Origin of the sequence: Staphylococcus coagulans (assembly GCF_002901995.1) — a bacterium.
Taxonomy (GTDB): Bacteria; Bacillota; Bacilli; order Staphylococcales; family Staphylococcaceae; genus Staphylococcus; species Staphylococcus coagulans.
This window is the reverse complement of the sequence record NZ_PPQN01000024.1, coordinates 1-18,734: the sequence shown is the minus strand read 5'-3', so window position 1 is coordinate 18,734 and position 18,734 is coordinate 1. Positions and strand designations below refer to the sequence as shown.

The following is an 18,734-nucleotide window of genomic DNA, read 5'->3' as shown; positions in this document are numbered from 1 at the left end:
ATAAAAGCGAAATTTTAATTTTAAATATCGTTTTTATGCACTTTTTTTATATCTTAAAAAGCTTTATACAATGGCAAACGCCATTAAAGATCACTTTTCTTTTTGACATCAATCACGATAACAGATAAAATGATTTTATCTATTTGTATAAATTATTGTAAATGATAAGTTTTATTTATCGTAATTTTGATAGTTGATTTTAAAATACAAATGATTTTTAAACTTGACACTTTAAAATACTGAGCTATTTTTGTTATAATTAATATTGTATTTTTCGAATTTTCGAACTATTTAGGAGGCTTATAAAATGAAACGCATCAATAAGCTATTAGTAGCTAATCGTGGTGAAATTGCTATTCGTATTTTCCGAGCGGCGACAGAGTTAGGCATTCAGACGGTTGCAATATATTCAAAAGAAGACATGAGTTCATTACATAGATACAAAGCAGACGAATCGTATTTAGTTGGCGAAGATCTTGGGCCATCAGAAAGTTATTTAAATATTGAACGCATCATTAAAGTGGCAAAAGATGCAGATGTTGATGCTATTCATCCGGGTTATGGCTTCCTAAGTGAAAATATGCATTTTGCAAAACGATGTGCTGAAGAAGATATTATCTTCATTGGACCGCACCTCGAACATTTAGATATGTTTGGTGACAAAGTCAAAGCCCGTGAAACAGCCATTAAAGCAGAGCTACCCGTGATACCGGGAACAGATGGCCCGGTTGATAATTTTGAACGAGCTAAAGCATTTGCGGAAGAAGCAGGCTTCCCGTTAATGATTAAAGCGACAAGCGGTGGTGGCGGTAAAGGGATGAGAATTGTAAAAGAAGCATCAGAACTTGAAGAAGCCTTTACACGTGCCAAGTCCGAAGCAGAAAAGTCATTTGGTAATAGTGAAGTTTATATTGAAAAATTTATTGATAATCCAAAACACATTGAAGTACAAATCATTGGTGATGAGGCAGGCAATATCATTCATTTATATGAAAGAGACTGCTCAGTCCAACGTCGTCATCAAAAAGTGGTAGAGGTGGCACCTTCTGTAAGTTTATCGACGTCATTAAGAATGCGTATTTGTGATGCGGCAGTCGATTTAATGAAAAAGATTAAATATGTCAACGCAGGAACCGTTGAATTTTTAGTTTCTGGTGACGATTTTTACTTTATAGAAGTAAACCCACGCGTTCAAGTTGAGCATACGATTACTGAAATGATTACAGGTGTTGATATTGTTAAAACACAAATTTTGATTGCTGACGGTGAGTCTCTACATGATGAAGCGATTGCAATGCCCCGCCAAGATGAGATTCATACTTTAGGTTATGCAATACAATGTCGAATCACGACTGAAGATCCTACTCAAGATTTTATGCCTGATACGGGTCGCATCGTAGCTTATCGCTCAAGTGGTGGTTTTGGTGTTCGTTTAGATGCAGGTGATGCATTCCAAGGTGCAGAAATTTCACCTTATTATGATTCATTGCTTGTTAAAGTATCAACACACGCCATCAGTTATAAGGAAGCACGAGAAAAGATGGAGCGCTCATTACAAGAAATGCGTATTAGGGGTGTAAAAACGAATATCCCATTTTTGCGTAACGTCATTAATCATGCCCAATTTGCATCTGGCGATTACACAACGAAGTTTCTTGAAGCTTCACCAGAGCTATTTGTGATTCAACCTTCGCGTGACAGAGGTACAAAAACATTAGAATATATCGGTAATGTTACAATAAATGGTTTTCCGAATGTAGAGAAACGACCAAAACCAAATTTTGAACACCCTGATATTCCTACTTTTGATATGAAAGCAATTGCCCAGTTAAGAGGGACGAAACAGTTGTTAGATGAGAAAGGTCCCCAAGCTGTTGCGGATTGGGTTAAAGCGCAGGATGAAGTCCTATTAACAGATACGACGTTTAGAGATGCGCACCAATCTTTATTAGCGACACGCGTGCGGACACATGATCTTTTGAAAATTGCGCCTGAAACAGCCAATGTGATGAAAGACAATTTTTCACTTGAAATGTGGGGCGGCGCTACATTTGATGTAGCCTATAACTTTTTGAAAGAAAATCCGTGGGAACGTTTAGATAAATTAAGAAAAGCGATACCGAATGTACTATTTCAAATGTTATTACGTGCGTCAAATGCTGTAGGATATAAAAATTATCCAGACAATGTCATTCAAAAGTTTGTTGATGAAAGTGCTGCAGCGGGTATTGATGTCTTTAGAATATTTGACTCACTCAACTGGGTAGAGCAAATGAAAATTGCGAATGAAGCGGTTCAAAAAGCAGGCAAAATTTCAGAAGGGACGATCTGTTATACAGGCGATATTTTAAACCCAAAACGTTCGAATGTTTATACGTTAGATTATTATGTGAAGATGGCACAGACACTCGAAAGAGAAGGCTTCCATATGTTAGCCATTAAAGATATGGCTGGTTTATTAAAACCGAGAGCTGCATACGAATTAATTGGTGAACTGAAGTCAGCAGTTAATCTTCCTATTCATTTGCATACACATGATACAAGTGGAAACGGCATTTTAACATACAAGCAAGCTATTGATGCTGGCGTAGATATTATTGATACTGCGGTTGCTGCGATGTCAGGTTTGACGAGTCAACCAAGTAGTAACTCAATTTACTACGCAATGAGTGGTTTTGAGCGTAAGATTCGTATGGACATCGAAGGTCATGAAACACTTTCTCATTATTGGGATGCAGTACGTCCATACTATAGTGATTTTGAAAGTGATATGAAATCGCCACATACGGAAATTTATCAACATGAAATGCCAGGTGGCCAATATTCAAATCTTCGTCAACAAGCTAAAAGCTTAGGTTTAGGTGAACGTTTTAGTGAAGTGAAAGACATGTATCGTCGCGTGAATTTCTTATTTGGTGATATTGTTAAAGTAACGCCATCTTCAAAAGTTGTCGGTGACATGGCGCTTTATATGGTTCAAAATGAGTTGAACGAAAAAGATGTTGTTTCTCAAGGGCATAAATTAGATTTTCCAGAATCTGTTGTGTCATTTTTTAAAGGTGAGATTGGGCAACCTGTTAATGGCTTCAATAAGGATTTGCAACGTGTTATATTGAAAGGACAAGCGCCACTCACTGAGCGTTCTGGTGAATATTTAGAGCCAATCGATTTTGATGCACTCCGTGAAGAATTGCAAGAAAAGCAACAAGAAAAGGTGACAGAGCAAGATCTCATTAGTTATGCGCTATATCCAAAAGTGTACGAGCAATATGTTAAAACGTATGAGCAGTTTGGTAATGTTGCTATTTTAGATACACCAACATTCTTCTTCGGCATGAGAGATAATGAAAAAATAGAAATTGAGATTGATAAAGGTAAAATTTTAATTATCCAACTTAAAACAATTACAAATCCTGATGAAAATGGTGTACGAACTGTCTTCTTTGATATGAATGGTCAAGCGCGTCGTATTCAAGTGAAAGATGAAAACATTCAAGCTTCTCATCTAGCGAAACCGAAAGCGGATAAAACAGATTCATCACATATTGGTGCACAGATGCCGGGGACAATTATAGAAGTTAAAGTAGCTGAAGGTGAGCAAGTTGAGGCAGGACAGTCATTGATTATTAGTGAAGCTATGAAAATGGAAACTACTATACAAGCACCTTTTAAAGGAACAATCAAAAAAGTTCATGTTTCAGCTAATGACAGTATTGAATCTCAAGACTTACTTATTGAGATAGAAGCAGAATCATAAAATATTTCGAGTTGTAGCGATTTCTACAATAAAAAAGCTAATTCCCAACTTTTAAAAAGGGAATTAGCTTTTATGTTAAATAAAATGATTAGTTGCAAATTGTGCTATTGTTCTCCGCGATTTGACCGCAATATAAGTAGAAGGAAATAACTGATTAGTCCAAAGAGCAACGTGATAAATAAGGCGTGGAATAATGCAATGATTAAATTAACGTTTGTAACGATAGATAATGCCCCAGTTGTTACTTGTAAAATAATCAGTATAAAACTTGCAGTGTACCCGTATTGGATTGTTCGGATATTCGGATAATATTTGACCGCATGAATGTAAGCAACAAGGACTGCGATAAAGGCAATCAGTGCCATAAATCTATGAGCGAGTTGTACCCAATCATGTACATCATGTGGGACAATGTCATTAAATGGTATAGGCCATGAACCGTATGCGAGACTAGAATCCGTGTGTCGTACAAGTGCACCTGTATAAATGGTTAAATAAATAATGATAGTCATCACCCAAGTGTATACTTGAAGTGGTTTTTTAATATGTACCTTATTCGCTTCATATTTTTGGTCTAAATCAAAAATAATTAATGTTAAAACAAAGACTGATGAAAAACTAATTAACGAAATACCAAAATGTAGTGCTAAAACATAATCATTTTGTTGCCAAACGACAGCAGCAGCCCCTACCAAAGCTTGAATAAGTAAGAAACCGATACTAATAAGACTTAAAGGTTTTACCTCTTTAATATGACCGATATTTTTCCAAGCGGTAATGACGAGCCATGTTACAAATATCACTGATAAACCAGATACTGCTCTGTGACTCAATTCAATGATGGTATCTATAGGTAGATTTTGGGGCAAGAAAGCACCATGGCATAGTGGCCAGTCAGATCCACATCCATCTTCTGAGCCCGTTTTTGTAACGAGTGCACCACCAAGTTGAACCCAAGTCATTATCAATGTTGATACGACAGCTAGCCACTTTAGGTTTCGCTTATTAAACAATCTCAAACACCCCACTATTACATAAAATAGTAAATCATTTTTATTAATTTACATTACTGCCATTATATCAAAAAGCTTCCATAAAAATGTGGTTTTAGAGTGAAGTTTTTCAGAATGTCGATAAAGTGTCACAAATTTTTCTTATTTAAACTGGTCATTCTTACGCCTTTCATATATCATTGGTGTATATGTTATTTGAAAAAAGGGGGGGAATTGATGGCAAAGTCAGAAGTTATATCACACACTTCCGGCCGCATCACTTATAAGGAACTGAAACAAATTATTAAGTTAGGTCTTGTTCAAGGCAACTTAATTCCTTCATTTGCGGGTGCTTGGTTAGCGATTGTGATGTCTCATCATGCGTTTTTAGCTTCTATTCCGCAAATTATTATTATGATGTTGGGGTCAACACTCGTAATGGGAGGCGCATGTGCACTTAACAATTATTATGACCAAGATATCGACCAAGTGATGCCAAGTAAACAAAATAGACCGACCGTTAACGATCGTATTTCAAACCGTCAGTTACTTCTATTAAGTTTTGGAATGATGATTGTTGGTGAAATCTTATTGTTTATGATTAATATGCCGGCTGGCGTGATTGGTTTAACAGGTATTGTCGGCTATGTGTCATTTTATTCTATATGGTCAAAACGTCATACAACATGGAATACTGTCATTGGCAGTTTCCCTGGAGCGGTACCACCTTTAATTGGATGGGTTGCAATCAACGGCGAACTTAGCTTGATGGCATGGGCATTATTTTTAGTTGTATTTTGTTGGCAACCTATTCATTTTTATGCACTCGCAATTAAGCGTAAAGATGAATATGCGATGGCTCAAGTTCCTATGTTGCCGTCTGTTAAAGGATTTAAGCGTACACGTTTAGGTATGTTTTTGTGGTTGGTTTTACTCTTGCCACTTCCGTTCTTAATGCACGAATTAGGTAGTGTATTTATTGTCTTAGCATCATTATTGAATATCGGGTGGATATTATTAGGATTGACAAGTTTTAAAACGTCAACGAATCAAACAAAATGGGCAACAAAGATGTTTATCTATTCTTTAAATTACCTCGTTCTGTTTTTTGCTCTTGTTGTCGTTATCTCTTTAATTAAAATGATTTAAAAAGATTACGAGTGAGGAATGAATATCATGAATGTACCTATTTTACCTACAATAAGTACGACGTGTATTGTTATCAGTGCCATATTAGTTGCGATAGGTTGGCGCTTGATATGGAAACGTCGCATCGAGCAGCATAAAAAAACAATGCTATGGGCAGCAGTGTTTGCAGTGACGTTCTTTCTAATTTATGCGAGTCGTACGATATTTATCGGTAACACTGCTTTTGGTGGGCCTGCTTCCGTCAAAGTTTATTACACGATTTTTCTAATATTTCATATTACACTTGCCACAGTTGGTGGTGTGTTAGGTTTAGTACAAATTATTACGGGATTAAGAGACAAATACAATGTACATAGAAAAGTGGGGCCTATTGCATCGGTAGTTTGGTTTTTTACCGCTATTACAGGTGTAGCTGTTTATGTTCTTTTATATGTTCTTTATCCTGGTGGAGAAACAACTTCTCTAATTAAAGCAACATTTGGGCTTTAAATATTTTGATTGAGCCTCTTTAAGACCAATCGCATTATTTTAGAAGAGCGGAGCATCGAAATCTACTTTGTGACTTTAGATTTCTGTTCCGCTCTTTTTAGCTTATTTTTCGACTATGGCGTTTTAGTCATTTTTGAAATTTGAGACACGCGTGTTAAATGATGGAATGGATTTGGGGTTAATTTTTTCTCACAAAGGGTATTGTTTTGTTAAAATAAATACGATTGTCTTTTAAACGACTAAGGCATTGAAATGATGGTATAAAAAGCACGACGATTTTACAATATGCATTTTGTGATAGTAATGTCATTTGTTAATCAATTAAAGTTTACGACTCTAGCGACTTGATGAGAGTGACAGACATACATTTAATATTGGCGTTTTTAACTCATTAATATATTTGTTTTGAATCCTAATAGTTCAAATTAATAATTGTAGCATTGAAAATACGTATTTCCAATATTACAGATTATACAAAATGACAAAGTTCGTTATATAGACGACAAGCATAGGTGAAGGGAGGATACAATGAAAAGTAAAGTTTTAAAAGTAGTTGCAGTTTTATTGTTAGTAGGGTTTTTAGTGTATCTTTTTTATTCGCCAAAGTTAGAATTTGATGTTCTAGAAAATCCGAATCAATCTACAACGACAAAGAAAGAAAAGACGCCGCATATTAAAAAAAATGAAGGTGAAAATCCAAAATTAACGAGAGGTGTCGGAACTTTAATGGGTAAGCCGATTCAACATGTTATGGATCGATACGGTATCGCGGATCGCATCTATTCATATCAGAAAGATTATAAATGTTTTGTTTTTAAAGATAACGACCGTTATATGTTGTTTTTAACAAAACACAATAAAGTGAAATCGGTTTATGTGACGGGGGAGAAATCTCAAAATGAAACAGGTCCTATCAAAATCAATGAAACAGCGTCGAATCTATTTAATTCATATTCAATAAACACTGAGCCTGAATTTACCGTAAAAAATCAAAATTATCATTATGAATTATCTGATAAAGACATTAAAACGCAGTCTCTTATCCAATTCGGTAATATTTATGCGCAAGTCTTTATTGATCAACAAAGAAATAAAGTTATCGGTATTCGTTATCTCGACAAAGAAGCATTAGCAGATATCAATCCTTATGCCCAAAACAATAGTAGCTCTAAAGAAGTGGATAAGGAGGACGCAAAAGATAAGCCTTCAGATCAAAATGTGAACCAACGATTGACATTGTATGAGCTAACCAATGAAATTCGCAAACTAAATGGGCGTCAACCATTAAAAGTGAATCAGACTTTAGAAGATGTTGCAACTGTTGATTTATTTAATTCTGGAGATCTTGCTAATACAGAATTTACAGAAAGTAACTTAAACGACCTTGTTAACAAAACAGATTTACATTATCAATCCGTATCGCAAAATGTAGGTTATAATTTCAATGATGTTCCATCTCTCGTTCATAGTTGGATTAATTCAGATGTTCACCGCTCACGGATGTTAAGTAAAAAATATCAAGAAATGGGTGGCGAAGTCGAACAACAATATTATTTATTAATATTTTTAGAGAAAGGTGATGAAGAAAGTGTACGATGAAGCGCTCATGGCAGTTTTAGATCAAGCTGATGAATTGGCTGATAAAATTAAAGCTTCAGAAGCTTTCGATGCTTACCAAAAGGCAAAATCATCTTTAGAATCCGATCAAGTTGCGCAAAGCCTCTATGCAGAGTTTTTAAAAAGTAAAGTGAAGTATGATGAAGTTCAACGTTTTGGTCGCTATCATCCTGATTATCAAGAAGTGATGAAACAAACAAGACGTCTCAAAAGAGCGTATGAAATGCATGAAAATGTTGTTAATTTTAAAAGATGTGAAACAGAATTGCAGCAACTCTTAGATGAAGTCGTAACGATTATTGGAACTAGTGTTTCAGAAAATGTAAAGATTGATGCAGGTACACCTCTATTTGAGGCTTTGACTACAGGCGGTTGTGCGACAGGCGCAAGCTGTCAATGTCATCCACAACTTTAAGTGGATGTTAAGTAAAAAGTGCATCAAATAATGAGCAATAGCAAAAAGCCAATTTAAGCATGTTAAGAAATTTGTTTTTCTAAATGTTTAAATTGGCTTTTTGCGTTAGGATGATGTGTGCGATGAATTCTGGATATTGGATTGATAAGCAGTGAGAAACTGACGTCCAATCGTAGGACGATCAGTGACAATCGTATGCACACCTTGTTCTACAAGGTCATGCATTGCATCCACACTATTAACCCCGTAATAGCCAGGGATAATATGAGATTGGTTGAGCCAGTTGATCAATTTTGGCTGAACGAGTGGAATACGATGAAAATAAGTAGGCATTTGAAACGTTTGTGCATGTCCACGATACCATGCATGTAGCCCTAAATATAATTTTAAAATTGCGTCAGTTACCTCAGCTTGACTTGCGCCAAGTGCAATTTCACCGCGGCTGATGGCGTAAAAACGTTCGATTTGTACTTTATAAAAGCTAGTTACTAAGACACGTTTTTCTGCGTGATTCCGCTTGATTGCCTCATATAAACGTTGGGCAGCTATTTGTCCTTCGTAACTTTGAGGTTGATCTTTAATATCAATATTGACTAATTGATCAGGATAGCGAGATAAGAGTTCATCCATCGTCATAATTTTTGCGTCCGGATGATTTTGGTAAGGTTTTTTACCATTCATATCTTTAAAACGATAACCTGCATCAAGCGATTTTAATTCATCCAAAGTATGGTCACGGACGTAACCTGAACCGTTTGTTGTACGGTTAACGTCAGCATCATGAAATACAATCACTTTTTCATCTTTAGTTATGCGAATATCTGTTTCAAATCCTGTTAGATTCATTTCAACTGAATGATCGAAAGCAAGGATAGTTGATTCAGGGCGTTCTGCCATACCGCCACGATGGCTAAATATATAGGGGGCAGGATGCTGGAAAAATTCAGGGATTTGTCGATGCATCGATCCTTTTTTATAATGTTTAATAAAAGCTGCACCGCCTATGAGCGAGGTGATGCTTAATAGAGTTCGAGTAATCAAACGTCGTGATTGTGTCATTCCACATTCCTCCCATCGAATGATAGATTCTTTAAAGCGCCTTTTCGGATGACCAGTCTCATGGTACGATACTATTGTAAAGATTGAGGTGAAAATATGAATATCATACAACGTGAAAAGATTATTATTTATTTAAAAAATATGAAACATGAACGTCATATTAGAAAATATGGCCATATCGTTTATAGTAATCCGCAAGAACAATACGTTTCTATGTATGTCAGCCAAGATCGTGTAGATGAAGTTGTGACAAAATTAATGAAACTAAAATATGTGACTCGAGTTGTTGGCTCGCCTTATAAATATTTAAAAAGAGAATACTCAAAAGAAGTGAACGAATAATGTCATTCTAAATGAGGAATCCAATTTTGTAATCGTAACACACTTTTTAAATAATTAAAATATAATGCTAATTCAGGATAATCATCAGGTGCATGCACGTCAATACCTACCATTTCAATATTATAGGGTTTGGCAAATGATTGTATCAGCTCATATTTTTTATTACTCTCTGGGTATGGATAACGTACTGCATCTAACATCATATATATTGCTTGAAATTTACGTCCCTCAGTAGGTTGCATAATCATAGCGACAGATGTTAATTGTTTTTCTGACTTAGGCGTATGAAAGAAAACAATACGATTAATACGCTTATAGTTATATTGAATTAATGTTTTAAACTCATAAAGGTCGGTAAGACCATGTCCTAATACGATAAAAGATTGTTGCATGATGATATCCTCCTTATAATTCAAAGTATATTAAAAATGAAATCAGATTGGAAGTGTGAATCAATGCGGGTCATTGCAGGAAAACATAAAAGTAAGCCTTTAGAAACATTGGAAGGGCGTCATACGCGGCCTACGATGGATAAAGTGAAAGAAGGAATATTTAATAGTCTTCACTCAGTATCTGGCTTAGGTTTAGATTTGTTTGCGGGGAGTGGTAGTTTAGGGATAGAAGCACTTTCTCGTGGTATGGATCAAGTTATTTTTGTTGATCAAAACATCCGAGCGGTAAAGATTATACATCAAAATTTGAACAAATTAGGTTTAACACAACAGGCAGAAGTTTACAAAAATAGTGCAGAACGCGCTTTGAAAGCTTTGTCTAAAAGAGAAATTCAATTTGATGTGATTTTTTTAGATCCTCCTTATGAAAAGGGGCTTATTGATCAAGCACTTCAAAAAATTCATAAATTTAATTTATTAAAGCAAAATGGTATGATTGTTTGTGAATATAGTCACCGTGAATCAATTGATACGTCACTATTTGAAGAAGTTAAACGTTATCATTATGGTTTGACAGATACTTGTGTTTTGAAAAGAGGAGAAAATAACCATGGTTAATACAAAAGCAGTCATTCCTGGAAGTTTTGACCCCATTACGAAAGGCCATTTAGACATCATAGAAAGAAGTGCTGGCCGTTTTGATGAATTACACGTTTGTGTGTTGCGTAATAGTAGTAAAAAAGGGACATTTACAAATGAGGAACGTGTTTCTCTCATTGAGAAGTCTGTAGAACATCTTTCAAATGTATACGTGCATTCATTTAGTGGTTTGCTTGTTGATTTTTGTGATGAAATTGGTGCGACGACAATTATTAGAGGATTACGTGCGGTCAGTGATTTTGAATATGAACTAAGAATCACCTCAATGAATAAGAAACTCAATGATAAAGTCGAAACATTGTATATGATGAGTTCTATGGATTATTCTTTTATAAGTTCGAGTGTCGTGAAAGAAGTGGCACAATACGACGCTGATATTTCAGAGTTTGTGCCAAAACACGTTGAAGCAGCTTTATTAAAAAAGTTTGGAAAATAGACAAAAACCAACGTCGAACCATGAGCATTTATTAAAAGATATACAATTAATTGAAAATGAAGCGCTAAAAACGCTATGACGTCAATTGCGTTCAATGGTGTACTGTTCAACGTAAGCATCTGTTCTTACAATGTTTACGGTGAAAAAATGATTTTCTCAGTACAACCTTGAATAACAAATTTAATAACAAACTGGAAAACGTTTTGAGTTGGAGTGAACCGATGGTGCTAGCTATTCAAAACGTTTTCTTATTATTTATGATAGTTATTTGTAAAAAAAGAGTTTCTATTGCACTTTGCAGCTGTAAAACTTTATTGTGCGATATAAACAGGTGTGTTGAAATCATTTATGGTTTCATCTGTTAATAAATTGTATATCTCTGTTGCTTTAATTTCATGTTTGAAAAGGGGAGCATTTTCACGATTGACATTAGTAATGAATTGTTTTTCGGGTGCAATCGATTTTAAATGTTTTAAATATTGTTGGCCCTTTTGAGACATTGCCAGTATTCTCACACCGGGGAGTTGCTTATTGACATCGCTATATTGAAAGTTAAGTAAAATATTCATCAAAATGCGTTGAATGTGTGTATAAGTATAGCGTTTTGTTTTTAGTGCTGTCATCAATTCATCATAGTTTGAAACTTTAGTAATAACTTTATGTAATCTATTCTCAAACCCTTCGCTCATCGTATAAATACTTTTTAAACTTGAAGGAGATTGTTGTAATATTGACAATTTAATCAATTGAAATAACCGTTCTGAGTCGCAATAGGGTTGCGTCATGAGTTGAACATTTTGTTTAGGAACCATCGTTTTCCAAACATCATCTTTACCGCATAAACTTTTGCGAATGGCGGTACCACTTGCTAGGGAGTCATGTTGAAATTGGTCATCGTGGTGGTGCGTGTGCGCTCGACTTATAGTCATCGGCTGAAGTTTTGGATTATGGCGCAATATATTTTTAATGTAAGCGATTGCAAGTACATTATTAGGTTCTGCTAAAATGTCGGTATGTAAAATTTCACCTGCGATGCGTGCATAGCTTTTACCAGATTTAACTTCACGTTTAAAAGCGTCTGTCTCTTCTAGTTCAAGCAATTGCTCTGCAGTTTGTTTCAACTGAATCCTATCACCACTTTCGCTACCAAAGCTGAGTACATCTGCTTGCATATACGAAGCCACTTTGATTCCCATTTCAGCAAAAATATCGCTAGATGAAAGTGATCCGAGTAAAGGCAATTCTACAACAATATCACAAGCCACTGTAGCCATTCGTGCACGTTTAAATTTATTAAATATAGCAGGCATGCCACGCATCATAAATTGACCGCTCATAATAGCGATAGCGACATCAGCATTAGCCTCTCGTTGACTTTGAGTTGCATGGTAGAGATGCCCGTTGTGGAATGGATTATATTCTGTAATCATGGCGACGCTTTTCATTTGCATTCTGTCCTTTCGTGTTTCATTATAAATATTGTATCAGAACATAAGATGTTAAGAAAAAATCTTGACAACTTAAGATTCAAAAGTTAAAATAAATTTTGTGCTTGTTAGAGGTGAAGCCATATGAAATGGTCAATAACACAATTAAGAAAATACCAAGGACAACCTTTTAAATTTAGTCAAACCGTGACATTTAACGATCTTGTTCAAAAATTAGATATTTTGGACTTATCTCCTATTCAAATAGAAGGGGAGCTTACCGTTAAATCCAACGAAGTAGTTGCTCAAATGCATTTAACTGGGAATTATACTATGGCATGCGCGCGAACATTAGTCCCTGTGGATGTTCCATTAGATGCATCAACAACAGAAGTGTTTGACTTAGATGGTTTGTATGAAGATGAGGACGATGAGCATTATCATCTTGCAACGGATGGCATGATTAACCTCCGAGATATCGCCGAGGAAATCGTAATGCTTGAAAAGCCAATGCGCGTTGTTGCTGATGATAGCGAAGACATGCTGACTGGTGGTCAAGGTTGGGAAGTTATTGACGAAGATGATTTGCATAATGACCCATCTCATGATGAATCAAAAGTAAATGTCGATCCAAGGCTTCAGAAATTACAACAATTATACGATGATCGTAACCATGCACGCTAAGCTTTTTGAAATACATGCGTCTAATCGAATAAAAGGGAGGATTAATCATGGCAGTACCAAAAAGAAGAACTTCTAAAACAAGAAAAAACAAACGTCGTACTCACATTAAATTAGCAGTACCTGGTTTTCAAGAGTGCGGAAACTGTGGTGAATTTAAATTAGCTCACCGTGTATGCCCAAGCTGTGGGTCATACAAAGGTGAAGAAGTCGTTTCTAAATAATAGACTTTTTACAGTTTAATAATATTAAGTTAAAATAAGGCTGGAACTATTGCTGTTCCAGCCTTATTTTTCTGGATATTATAATATACTTTAACCAAAATTGAGACAGTTGCCACATATACAGCATAGGCGGAAGTGAAAAGAGGTTATTATGGAACAAATCACATCTATACAAAATGCAAAAATCAAAAATTTTAATAAGTTAAAAAAGAAGAGAGAGCGGGATAAACAAGGTTTAGCGATTATAGAAGGACCACATTTAATTGAGGCCGCTTATCAAAGTGGCATTAAAATCAGGCAATTATTTATGATTGAACCACAACGGGTCGACCAAGAGATGATTCAACATACTGAAGAAACGTATGAAATCACTCAAAAAGTTGCTGAGAGTTTGTCGGGTACGATGACCCCACAGGGTGTTTTCGCGGTAATAGAAAAGTCTGAAGTGAATACCAAGCAAGCACAGCAAGTGCTTATTTTAGATCGTATCCAAGATCCAGGGAATTTAGGGACGCTTATTCGAACAGCGGATGCTGCAGGCTTAGATTTAGTGATACTCACTAAAGGGACTGCAGATGTTTATCAAGATAAGGTTTTGCGTGCGAGTCAAGGAAGTGTTTTTCATATTCCTATCCAAGTTGTCGATAATGTTTTAGATTTTATCACTCACTTCGATGGCCCGATATATGGAACGGCACTTGAAGAAGCAACAGTTTATCATCAAGTGGCTACGCGCCAATCTCGCTTCGGATTAATTGTTGGAAACGAAGGACAAGGGGTTGCACCTGAATTATTGCAACACACGACTCAAAATTTAACCATCCCAATTTATGGACAAGCTGAAAGTTTAAATGTAGCAGTCGCTGCAGGGGTTTTAATGTTTTATTTGAAAGGATAAAAGAGAACGAATCTGGGTTGACCCTTTCTAACTGCATGTATATAATAAACGTATTAACAATTCAACAATTGCGAACAAAAAGACGTAAACTATTAAAGAAGTTGCCTAGGGAAGTATGACATTAACTGAAAGTGATACTCAACTTACATAGTTTTTTTCACCTTTTTAGCTACTTAAAGAGATTTAAGTCGGAGTGATATCCGTTATCAACATCAAATCAGAGTGTATGTATTTATTTTACATAAAACTGGGTGGTACCACGGAAAGATTTCGTCCCATTTCTATTGGGGTGGAATCTTTTTTATTTTCATTAAATGAATGGAAAAGAAGTATAGGCTAGGACAAAATTGCCGCTTAGTCAACGAAAAATCTAAAATGATAAAGTGGGGAAGGTAAAAAATTAACTTTTTACTTTTTTGATGACGAGGCAAGTGTTGGTTTAATTAAAGGAGGAACAATAATGGTGCAAAATGATGAAATGACGAAAATCAAACATCAGGCGATTGAAGACATTCAACAAGCAGAAGATGAAAAAGCATTGCAAGATGTTAAGGTTAAATATCTAGGTAAAAAGGGTCTAGTCACTGGACTTATGAAACATATGAAAGACTTGCCTAAAGAAGAAAAACCAGCTTACGGTCAACAAGTGAATGTCGTTAGACAAGCGATCGAAAGTGATATTGAAGCACGTCAAACGGTTTTAGCTGAAGCTAAATTAAATCAACAGCTTGCAGAAGAGTCAATTGATGTGACACTTCCAGGTAGAAAAGTTGCGAACGGTGCACAACATCCGTTAACGCGGACTATAGAAGAAATTGAAGATTTATTTTTAGGATTAGGTTATGAAATTGTTACAGGTTATGAAGTAGAACAGGATTACTATAATTTTGAAGCATTAAACTTACCGAAGTCACATCCAGCTAGAGATATGCAAGATAGCTTTTATATCACAGAAGAAATATTACTTCGTACACACACATCACCTGTACAAGCACGGACTATGGAAAAAAGACAGGGGCAAGGTCCTGTTAAAATTATTTGTCCAGGTAAAGTTTATCGACGCGATTCAGATGATGCAACACATAGTCATCAATTCACACAAATTGAAGGTCTTGTTGTAGATGAAAACATTAAAATGAGTGACTTAAAAGGAACGTTGGAGTTATTAGCAAAATCACTGTTCGGTGCCGATCGTGAAATTCGCTTACGTCCAAGTTATTTCCCGTTCACTGAACCATCAGTAGAAGTTGACGTGTCTTGTTTTAAATGTAAAGGAAAAGGTTGTAATGTATGTAAACACACAGGCTGGATAGAGATTTTAGGTGCAGGCATGGTGCATCCAAACGTGCTAGAAATGGCAGGCTTTGATTCAACTAAATACTCTGGATTTGCTTTTGGTATGGGGCCTGACCGAATTGCAATGCTCAAATACGGTATAGAAGACATTCGCCATTTCTATACAAATGATGTACGTTTCTTAAATCAATTTAAAGCAGTAGAAGATAGAGGTGACCAAGATGTTAGTATCTAAAGAATGGCTAGAAGAATATGTTGAAATTGATGTTGCTGTCGAAGATTTAGCAGAACGTATTACACGTACAGGTATTGAAGTAGATGATATTCATGATTTTACAAAAGATATTAAAAATTTAGTTGTAGGTTATGTTGAATCAGTGGTAGCACATCCAGATGCAGCTAAATTAAATATTTGCCAAGTTGATATTGGTGAAGAAGCACCTGTACAAATTGTCTGTGGGGCTCCGAATATTGGTGAAGGTCAAACTGTCATTGTCGCAAAAGTTGGCGCTAGATTACCGGGTGGCATAAAAATTAAAAAGGCAAAATTACGTGGAGAAGTCTCTCATGGTATGATCTGTTCATTACAAGAAATAGGCTTATCAAGTAGTGTTGTGCCAAAAGCTTTTGAAAACGGAATCTATCAATTTTCATCTAAAATTACACCAGGAACAGACGCACTTGAAGCACTCTATCTCAATGACCAATCTATGGAATTCGATTTAACGCCAAACCGTGCAGATGCATTAAGTATGATTGGAACAGCCTATGAAACAGCGGCGCTTTATGGTAAAAAAGTAGCAAGACCTGAAACAACAGCGACTGAATTAGAAGAAAACGCAGCTGATGCAATATCAGTCAAAGTAGAAAATGCCTCAAAAGTACCTTATTATAGTGCGCGCGTTGTAAAAAATGTAAAAATTGAGCCTTCACCAGAATGGATGCAAGCACGTTTAATGAAAGCAGGTATTCGCCCATTTAACAATGTTGTAGATATTTCTAACTATGTCATGTTGGAGTACGGTCAACCACTACATATGTTTGATAAAGATCAAATCGGTTCAAATGAAATTGTAGTTAGACAAGCACATGAAAATGAGTTGATGACGACTTTAGATGATCAAGAAAGAAAATTAGTGGATACAGACATTGTTATCACAAATGGCAAACAACCGATTGCGCTTGGTGGTGTTATGGGTGGAGATTTTTCTGAAGTTACCCCACAAACACAAAACGTGGTGGTCGAAGGTGCCATTTTCGATTCAGTATCGATTCGTCATACTTCACGCCGTTTAAATTTAAGAAGCGAATCTTCTAGCCGTTTTGAAAAAGGACTGGCAACAGAATTCTTAGATGAAGCGGTCGATCGTGCGTGTTATTTACTAGAAACACTTGCGAGTGGACAAGTTTTAAGTGGTCGCGTTTCAGATGGAGATTTGGGCACGTTGACTACAGAAATTAAGATTACTACTGATAAAGTAAATCGAACAGTCGGTTTTAATCTTACAGAGGCAGACATTATCCGTGTCTTTAATCAACTAGGCTTTGAAACTGAAGTAGATGGTTCAGAAATCACTGTTAAAGTGCCATCACGTCGTCGTGATATTACAATACAAGCTGATTTAATTGAAGAAATCGCAAGAATATACGGTTATGACAACATTCCATCAAGTCTACCAGTATTTGAGCATGTAACAAGTGGCGCACTTACTGATCGTCAACGTAAAACACGTGTGGTTAAAAATGCATTAGAAGGTGCAGGCTTATCTCAAGCGATTACTTATTCTTTAGTTGATCAAGAACGTGCCTCTGCATTTACAACAGTAGATCGAGAAACGATTTCATTATTAATGCCAATGAGTGAAGCACATTCAACATTACGCCAAAGCCTTATCCCACATTTAATAGATGCAACACAATATAACGTAGCACGTAAAAATCATAATATTGCTTTATATGAATTGGGTAATGTCTTTTTTGGTAACGGGGAAGGCACGTTACCAGACCAAGTGGAATACTTAAGTGGTATCATGACTGGAGAATATGTCTCTAATCCTTGGCAAGGTAAAAAAGAAATAGTTGATTTCTATCTGTTAAAAGGTGTTGTTGATCGTGTAGCTGATAAATTAGCATTGGACTTTGAATATGAAACAGCACAAATCGACGGGCTACATCCTGGTCGCACTGCAGCTGTAATTTTAAATGGAGAAGCGACTGGTTTTATCGGTGAGCTTCATCCAACAGTAGCAAAATCTTATGACCTATCACGTACTTACGTTTTTGAATTGAATTATGAAAAAATCATGCAACAATCTGTGGGATATATCAATTATCAACCTATTCCTAAATTCCCAGGTGTAACAAGAGATATTGCATTAGTTGTGAAGTCAGAAGTAAGAGCTGCTAACTTAATACAAAGGATTCGTGAAAATGGCGGAGAAATTTTGAAAGATGCTTCTGTGTTTGATGTCTATGAAGGAGAACACATGGAAGAAGGTCAAAAATCCATTGCGATTCGACTTGAATATTTAGATGAAACAAATACGCTAACTGAAGAACAAGTCGCAAAAGTTCACGAACAGATTCTTTCTGCTTTAGAAGCTGAAGGCGCGACTTTAAGAGCTTAATAGAAAATTAAATCTATTTGTAATAGTTTTGAAGTTATCCCTTTATTATAAATTTGGACTGGTAAACAAACGTTCCTCGTTTTACCAGTCCATTTTTTATGAGAATTATGCATTTTAAAAGGTTGTATATTTTTAACGATTAGCTTGCTAGTAAATAAGCTTAAAAACAATGAGTATAAACCTTTATTTACTTTTCAGAATTTTAAGTATATTATTAATTTTAGAATAACAATGCTTCTTTAGGATATATTGCACTGAATAACATAGGTGATA

At 35.7% G+C, this 18,734-nt stretch carries 17 protein-coding genes; 13 read left to right on the top strand and 4 right to left on the bottom strand.

Going from position 1 to position 18,734, the window contains the following annotated elements:
• Positions 1 to 307 precede the first annotated feature (307 nt).
• Positions 308 to 3,757: a pyruvate carboxylase gene (locus CD118_RS06440; protein ID WP_060830083.1), complete on the top strand. Its 3,450-nt coding sequence runs from the start codon at positions 308 to 310 to the stop codon at positions 3,755 to 3,757.
• Between the two features lie 104 nt (positions 3,758 to 3,861).
• Here the strand turns inward: CD118_RS06440 and CD118_RS06435 are convergent, their stop codons facing one another.
• Positions 3,862 to 4,770, bottom strand: a complete 909-nt coding sequence (locus CD118_RS06435) for a COX15/CtaA family protein (RefSeq protein WP_050345800.1) — start codon at positions 4,768 to 4,770, stop codon at positions 3,862 to 3,864.
• Positions 4,771 to 4,986: 216 nt separating this feature from the next.
• On the opposite strand from CD118_RS06435, the gene cyoE reads away from it, so the two are divergent.
• From cyoE to CD118_RS06415, 4 genes are all read left to right on the top strand, one after another.
• Complete coding sequence (gene cyoE / locus CD118_RS06430; RefSeq protein ID WP_060830082.1) at positions 4,987 to 5,898, top strand: heme o synthase; 912 nt, start codon at positions 4,987 to 4,989, stop codon at positions 5,896 to 5,898.
• 27 nt (positions 5,899 to 5,925) lie between these two features.
• Complete coding sequence (locus CD118_RS06425) at positions 5,926 to 6,387, top strand: DUF420 domain-containing protein (RefSeq protein WP_060830081.1); 462 nt, start codon at positions 5,926 to 5,928, stop codon at positions 6,385 to 6,387.
• Positions 6,388 to 6,915: 528 nt separating this feature from the next.
• Positions 6,916 to 7,986 carry a CAP domain-containing protein gene (locus CD118_RS06420; RefSeq protein WP_103356420.1) on the top strand — a complete coding sequence of 357 codons (1,071 nt, stop codon included), beginning with the start codon at positions 6,916 to 6,918 and terminating at the stop codon, positions 7,984 to 7,986.
• On the top strand, positions 7,976 to 8,419 hold the full coding sequence (locus CD118_RS06415) for a YlbF/YmcA family competence regulator (RefSeq protein WP_050331333.1): 444 nt from the start codon (positions 7,976 to 7,978) through the stop codon (positions 8,417 to 8,419). Before CD118_RS06420 ends, CD118_RS06415 begins: the two co-directional genes overlap by 11 nt.
• A 105-nt stretch (positions 8,420 to 8,524) precedes the next feature.
• Here CD118_RS06415 and CD118_RS06410 read toward each other — a convergent pair whose 3' ends face one another.
• Positions 8,525 to 9,478 carry a lysophosphatidylglycerol phospholipase D gene (locus tag CD118_RS06410; protein ID WP_060830079.1) on the bottom strand — a complete coding sequence of 318 codons (954 nt, stop codon included), beginning with the start codon at positions 9,476 to 9,478 and terminating at the stop codon, positions 8,525 to 8,527.
• A gap of 96 nt (positions 9,479 to 9,574) precedes the next feature.
• Here CD118_RS06410 and CD118_RS06405 point away from each other — a divergent pair, with 96 nt between their 5' ends.
• Positions 9,575 to 9,820, top strand: a complete 246-nt coding sequence (locus tag CD118_RS06405) for a YlbG family protein (protein ID WP_016424788.1) — start codon at positions 9,575 to 9,577, stop codon at positions 9,818 to 9,820.
• Positions 9,821 to 9,822: 2 nt separating this feature from the next.
• Here the strand turns inward: CD118_RS06405 and CD118_RS06400 are convergent, their stop codons facing one another.
• Positions 9,823 to 10,212, bottom strand: a complete 390-nt coding sequence (locus tag CD118_RS06400; protein ID WP_050345796.1) for a DUF7147 family protein — start codon at positions 10,210 to 10,212, stop codon at positions 9,823 to 9,825.
• A 63-nt stretch (positions 10,213 to 10,275) separates the two neighbouring features.
• Here CD118_RS06400 and rsmD point away from each other — a divergent pair, with 63 nt between their 5' ends.
• Complete coding sequence (gene rsmD, locus CD118_RS06395) at positions 10,276 to 10,830, top strand: 16S rRNA (guanine(966)-N(2))-methyltransferase RsmD (RefSeq protein ID WP_050331330.1); 555 nt, start codon at positions 10,276 to 10,278, stop codon at positions 10,828 to 10,830.
• On the top strand, positions 10,823 to 11,308 hold the full coding sequence (coaD, locus tag CD118_RS06390; RefSeq protein ID WP_050345795.1) for a pantetheine-phosphate adenylyltransferase: 486 nt from the start codon (positions 10,823 to 10,825) through the stop codon (positions 11,306 to 11,308). Before rsmD ends, coaD begins: the two co-directional genes overlap by 8 nt.
• 311 nt (positions 11,309 to 11,619) lie before the next feature.
• On the opposite strand, the gene CD118_RS06385 is transcribed toward coaD, so the two are convergent.
• Positions 11,620 to 12,753, bottom strand: coding sequence for a nucleotidyltransferase (locus CD118_RS06385; RefSeq protein ID WP_103356418.1), 1,134 nt, complete (start codon positions 12,751 to 12,753; stop codon positions 11,620 to 11,622).
• A 126-nt stretch (positions 12,754 to 12,879) separates the two neighbouring features.
• Between CD118_RS06385 and CD118_RS06380 the strand changes: the two genes are divergently transcribed.
• The 5 genes from CD118_RS06380 (at position 12,880) to pheT (ending at position 18,461) form a co-directional block, all read left to right on the top strand.
• Positions 12,880 to 13,419 carry a YceD family protein gene (locus CD118_RS06380; RefSeq protein WP_016424793.1) on the top strand — a complete coding sequence of 180 codons (540 nt, stop codon included), beginning with the start codon at positions 12,880 to 12,882 and terminating at the stop codon, positions 13,417 to 13,419.
• A 47-nt stretch (positions 13,420 to 13,466) separates the two neighbouring features.
• Positions 13,467 to 13,640: a 50S ribosomal protein L32 gene (rpmF, locus tag CD118_RS06375; protein ID WP_016424794.1), complete on the top strand. Its 174-nt coding sequence runs from the start codon at positions 13,467 to 13,469 to the stop codon at positions 13,638 to 13,640.
• 151 nt (positions 13,641 to 13,791) lie between these two features.
• A complete protein-coding gene (locus tag CD118_RS06370) occupies positions 13,792 to 14,538 on the top strand; it encodes a TrmH family RNA methyltransferase (RefSeq protein ID WP_103356417.1) in 747 nt (248 codons plus the stop codon).
• 460 nt (positions 14,539 to 14,998) lie between these two features.
• Positions 14,999 to 16,069 (top strand): phenylalanine--tRNA ligase subunit alpha, encoded by a 1,071-nt coding sequence (gene pheS, locus CD118_RS06365; protein WP_060830077.1) that lies wholly within the window; start codon positions 14,999 to 15,001, stop codon positions 16,067 to 16,069.
• Positions 16,056 to 18,461, top strand: a complete 2,406-nt coding sequence (pheT, locus tag CD118_RS06360; RefSeq protein WP_060830076.1) for a phenylalanine--tRNA ligase subunit beta — start codon at positions 16,056 to 16,058, stop codon at positions 18,459 to 18,461. Before pheS ends, pheT begins: the two co-directional genes overlap by 14 nt.
• Positions 18,462 to 18,734 lie beyond the last annotated feature (273 nt).

Excerpts from the sequence above, each read along its gene's own strand:
- CD118_RS06440 (WP_060830083.1), top strand. The coding sequence starts at position 308 with ATGAAACGCATCAATAAGCTATTAGTAGCTAATCGTGGTGAAATTGCT.
- cyoE (WP_060830082.1), top strand. The coding sequence starts at position 4,987 with ATGGCAAAGTCAGAAGTTATATCACACACTTCCGGCCGCATCACTTAT.
- CD118_RS06425 (WP_060830081.1), top strand. The coding sequence starts at position 5,926 with ATGAATGTACCTATTTTACCTACAATAAGTACGACGTGTATTGTTATC.
- CD118_RS06420 (WP_103356420.1), top strand. The coding sequence starts at position 6,916 with ATGAAAAGTAAAGTTTTAAAAGTAGTTGCAGTTTTATTGTTAGTAGGG.
- CD118_RS06410 (WP_060830079.1), bottom strand. The coding sequence starts at position 9,478 with ATGACACAATCACGACGTTTGATTACTCGAACTCTATTAAGCATCACC.
- CD118_RS06405 (WP_016424788.1), top strand. The coding sequence starts at position 9,575 with ATGAATATCATACAACGTGAAAAGATTATTATTTATTTAAAAAATATG.
- CD118_RS06400 (WP_050345796.1), bottom strand. The coding sequence starts at position 10,212 with ATGCAACAATCTTTTATCGTATTAGGACATGGTCTTACCGACCTTTAT.
- rsmD (WP_050331330.1), top strand. The coding sequence starts at position 10,276 with ATGCGGGTCATTGCAGGAAAACATAAAAGTAAGCCTTTAGAAACATTG.
- coaD (WP_050345795.1), top strand. The coding sequence starts at position 10,823 with ATGGTTAATACAAAAGCAGTCATTCCTGGAAGTTTTGACCCCATTACG.
- CD118_RS06385 (WP_103356418.1), bottom strand. The coding sequence starts at position 12,753 with ATGAAAAGCGTCGCCATGATTACAGAATATAATCCATTCCACAACGGG.
- CD118_RS06380 (WP_016424793.1), top strand. The coding sequence starts at position 12,880 with ATGAAATGGTCAATAACACAATTAAGAAAATACCAAGGACAACCTTTT.
- rpmF (WP_016424794.1), top strand. The coding sequence starts at position 13,467 with ATGGCAGTACCAAAAAGAAGAACTTCTAAAACAAGAAAAAACAAACGT.
- CD118_RS06370 (WP_103356417.1), top strand. The coding sequence starts at position 13,792 with ATGGAACAAATCACATCTATACAAAATGCAAAAATCAAAAATTTTAAT.
- pheS (WP_060830077.1), top strand. The coding sequence starts at position 14,999 with ATGGTGCAAAATGATGAAATGACGAAAATCAAACATCAGGCGATTGAA.
- pheT (WP_060830076.1), top strand. The coding sequence starts at position 16,056 with ATGTTAGTATCTAAAGAATGGCTAGAAGAATATGTTGAAATTGATGTT.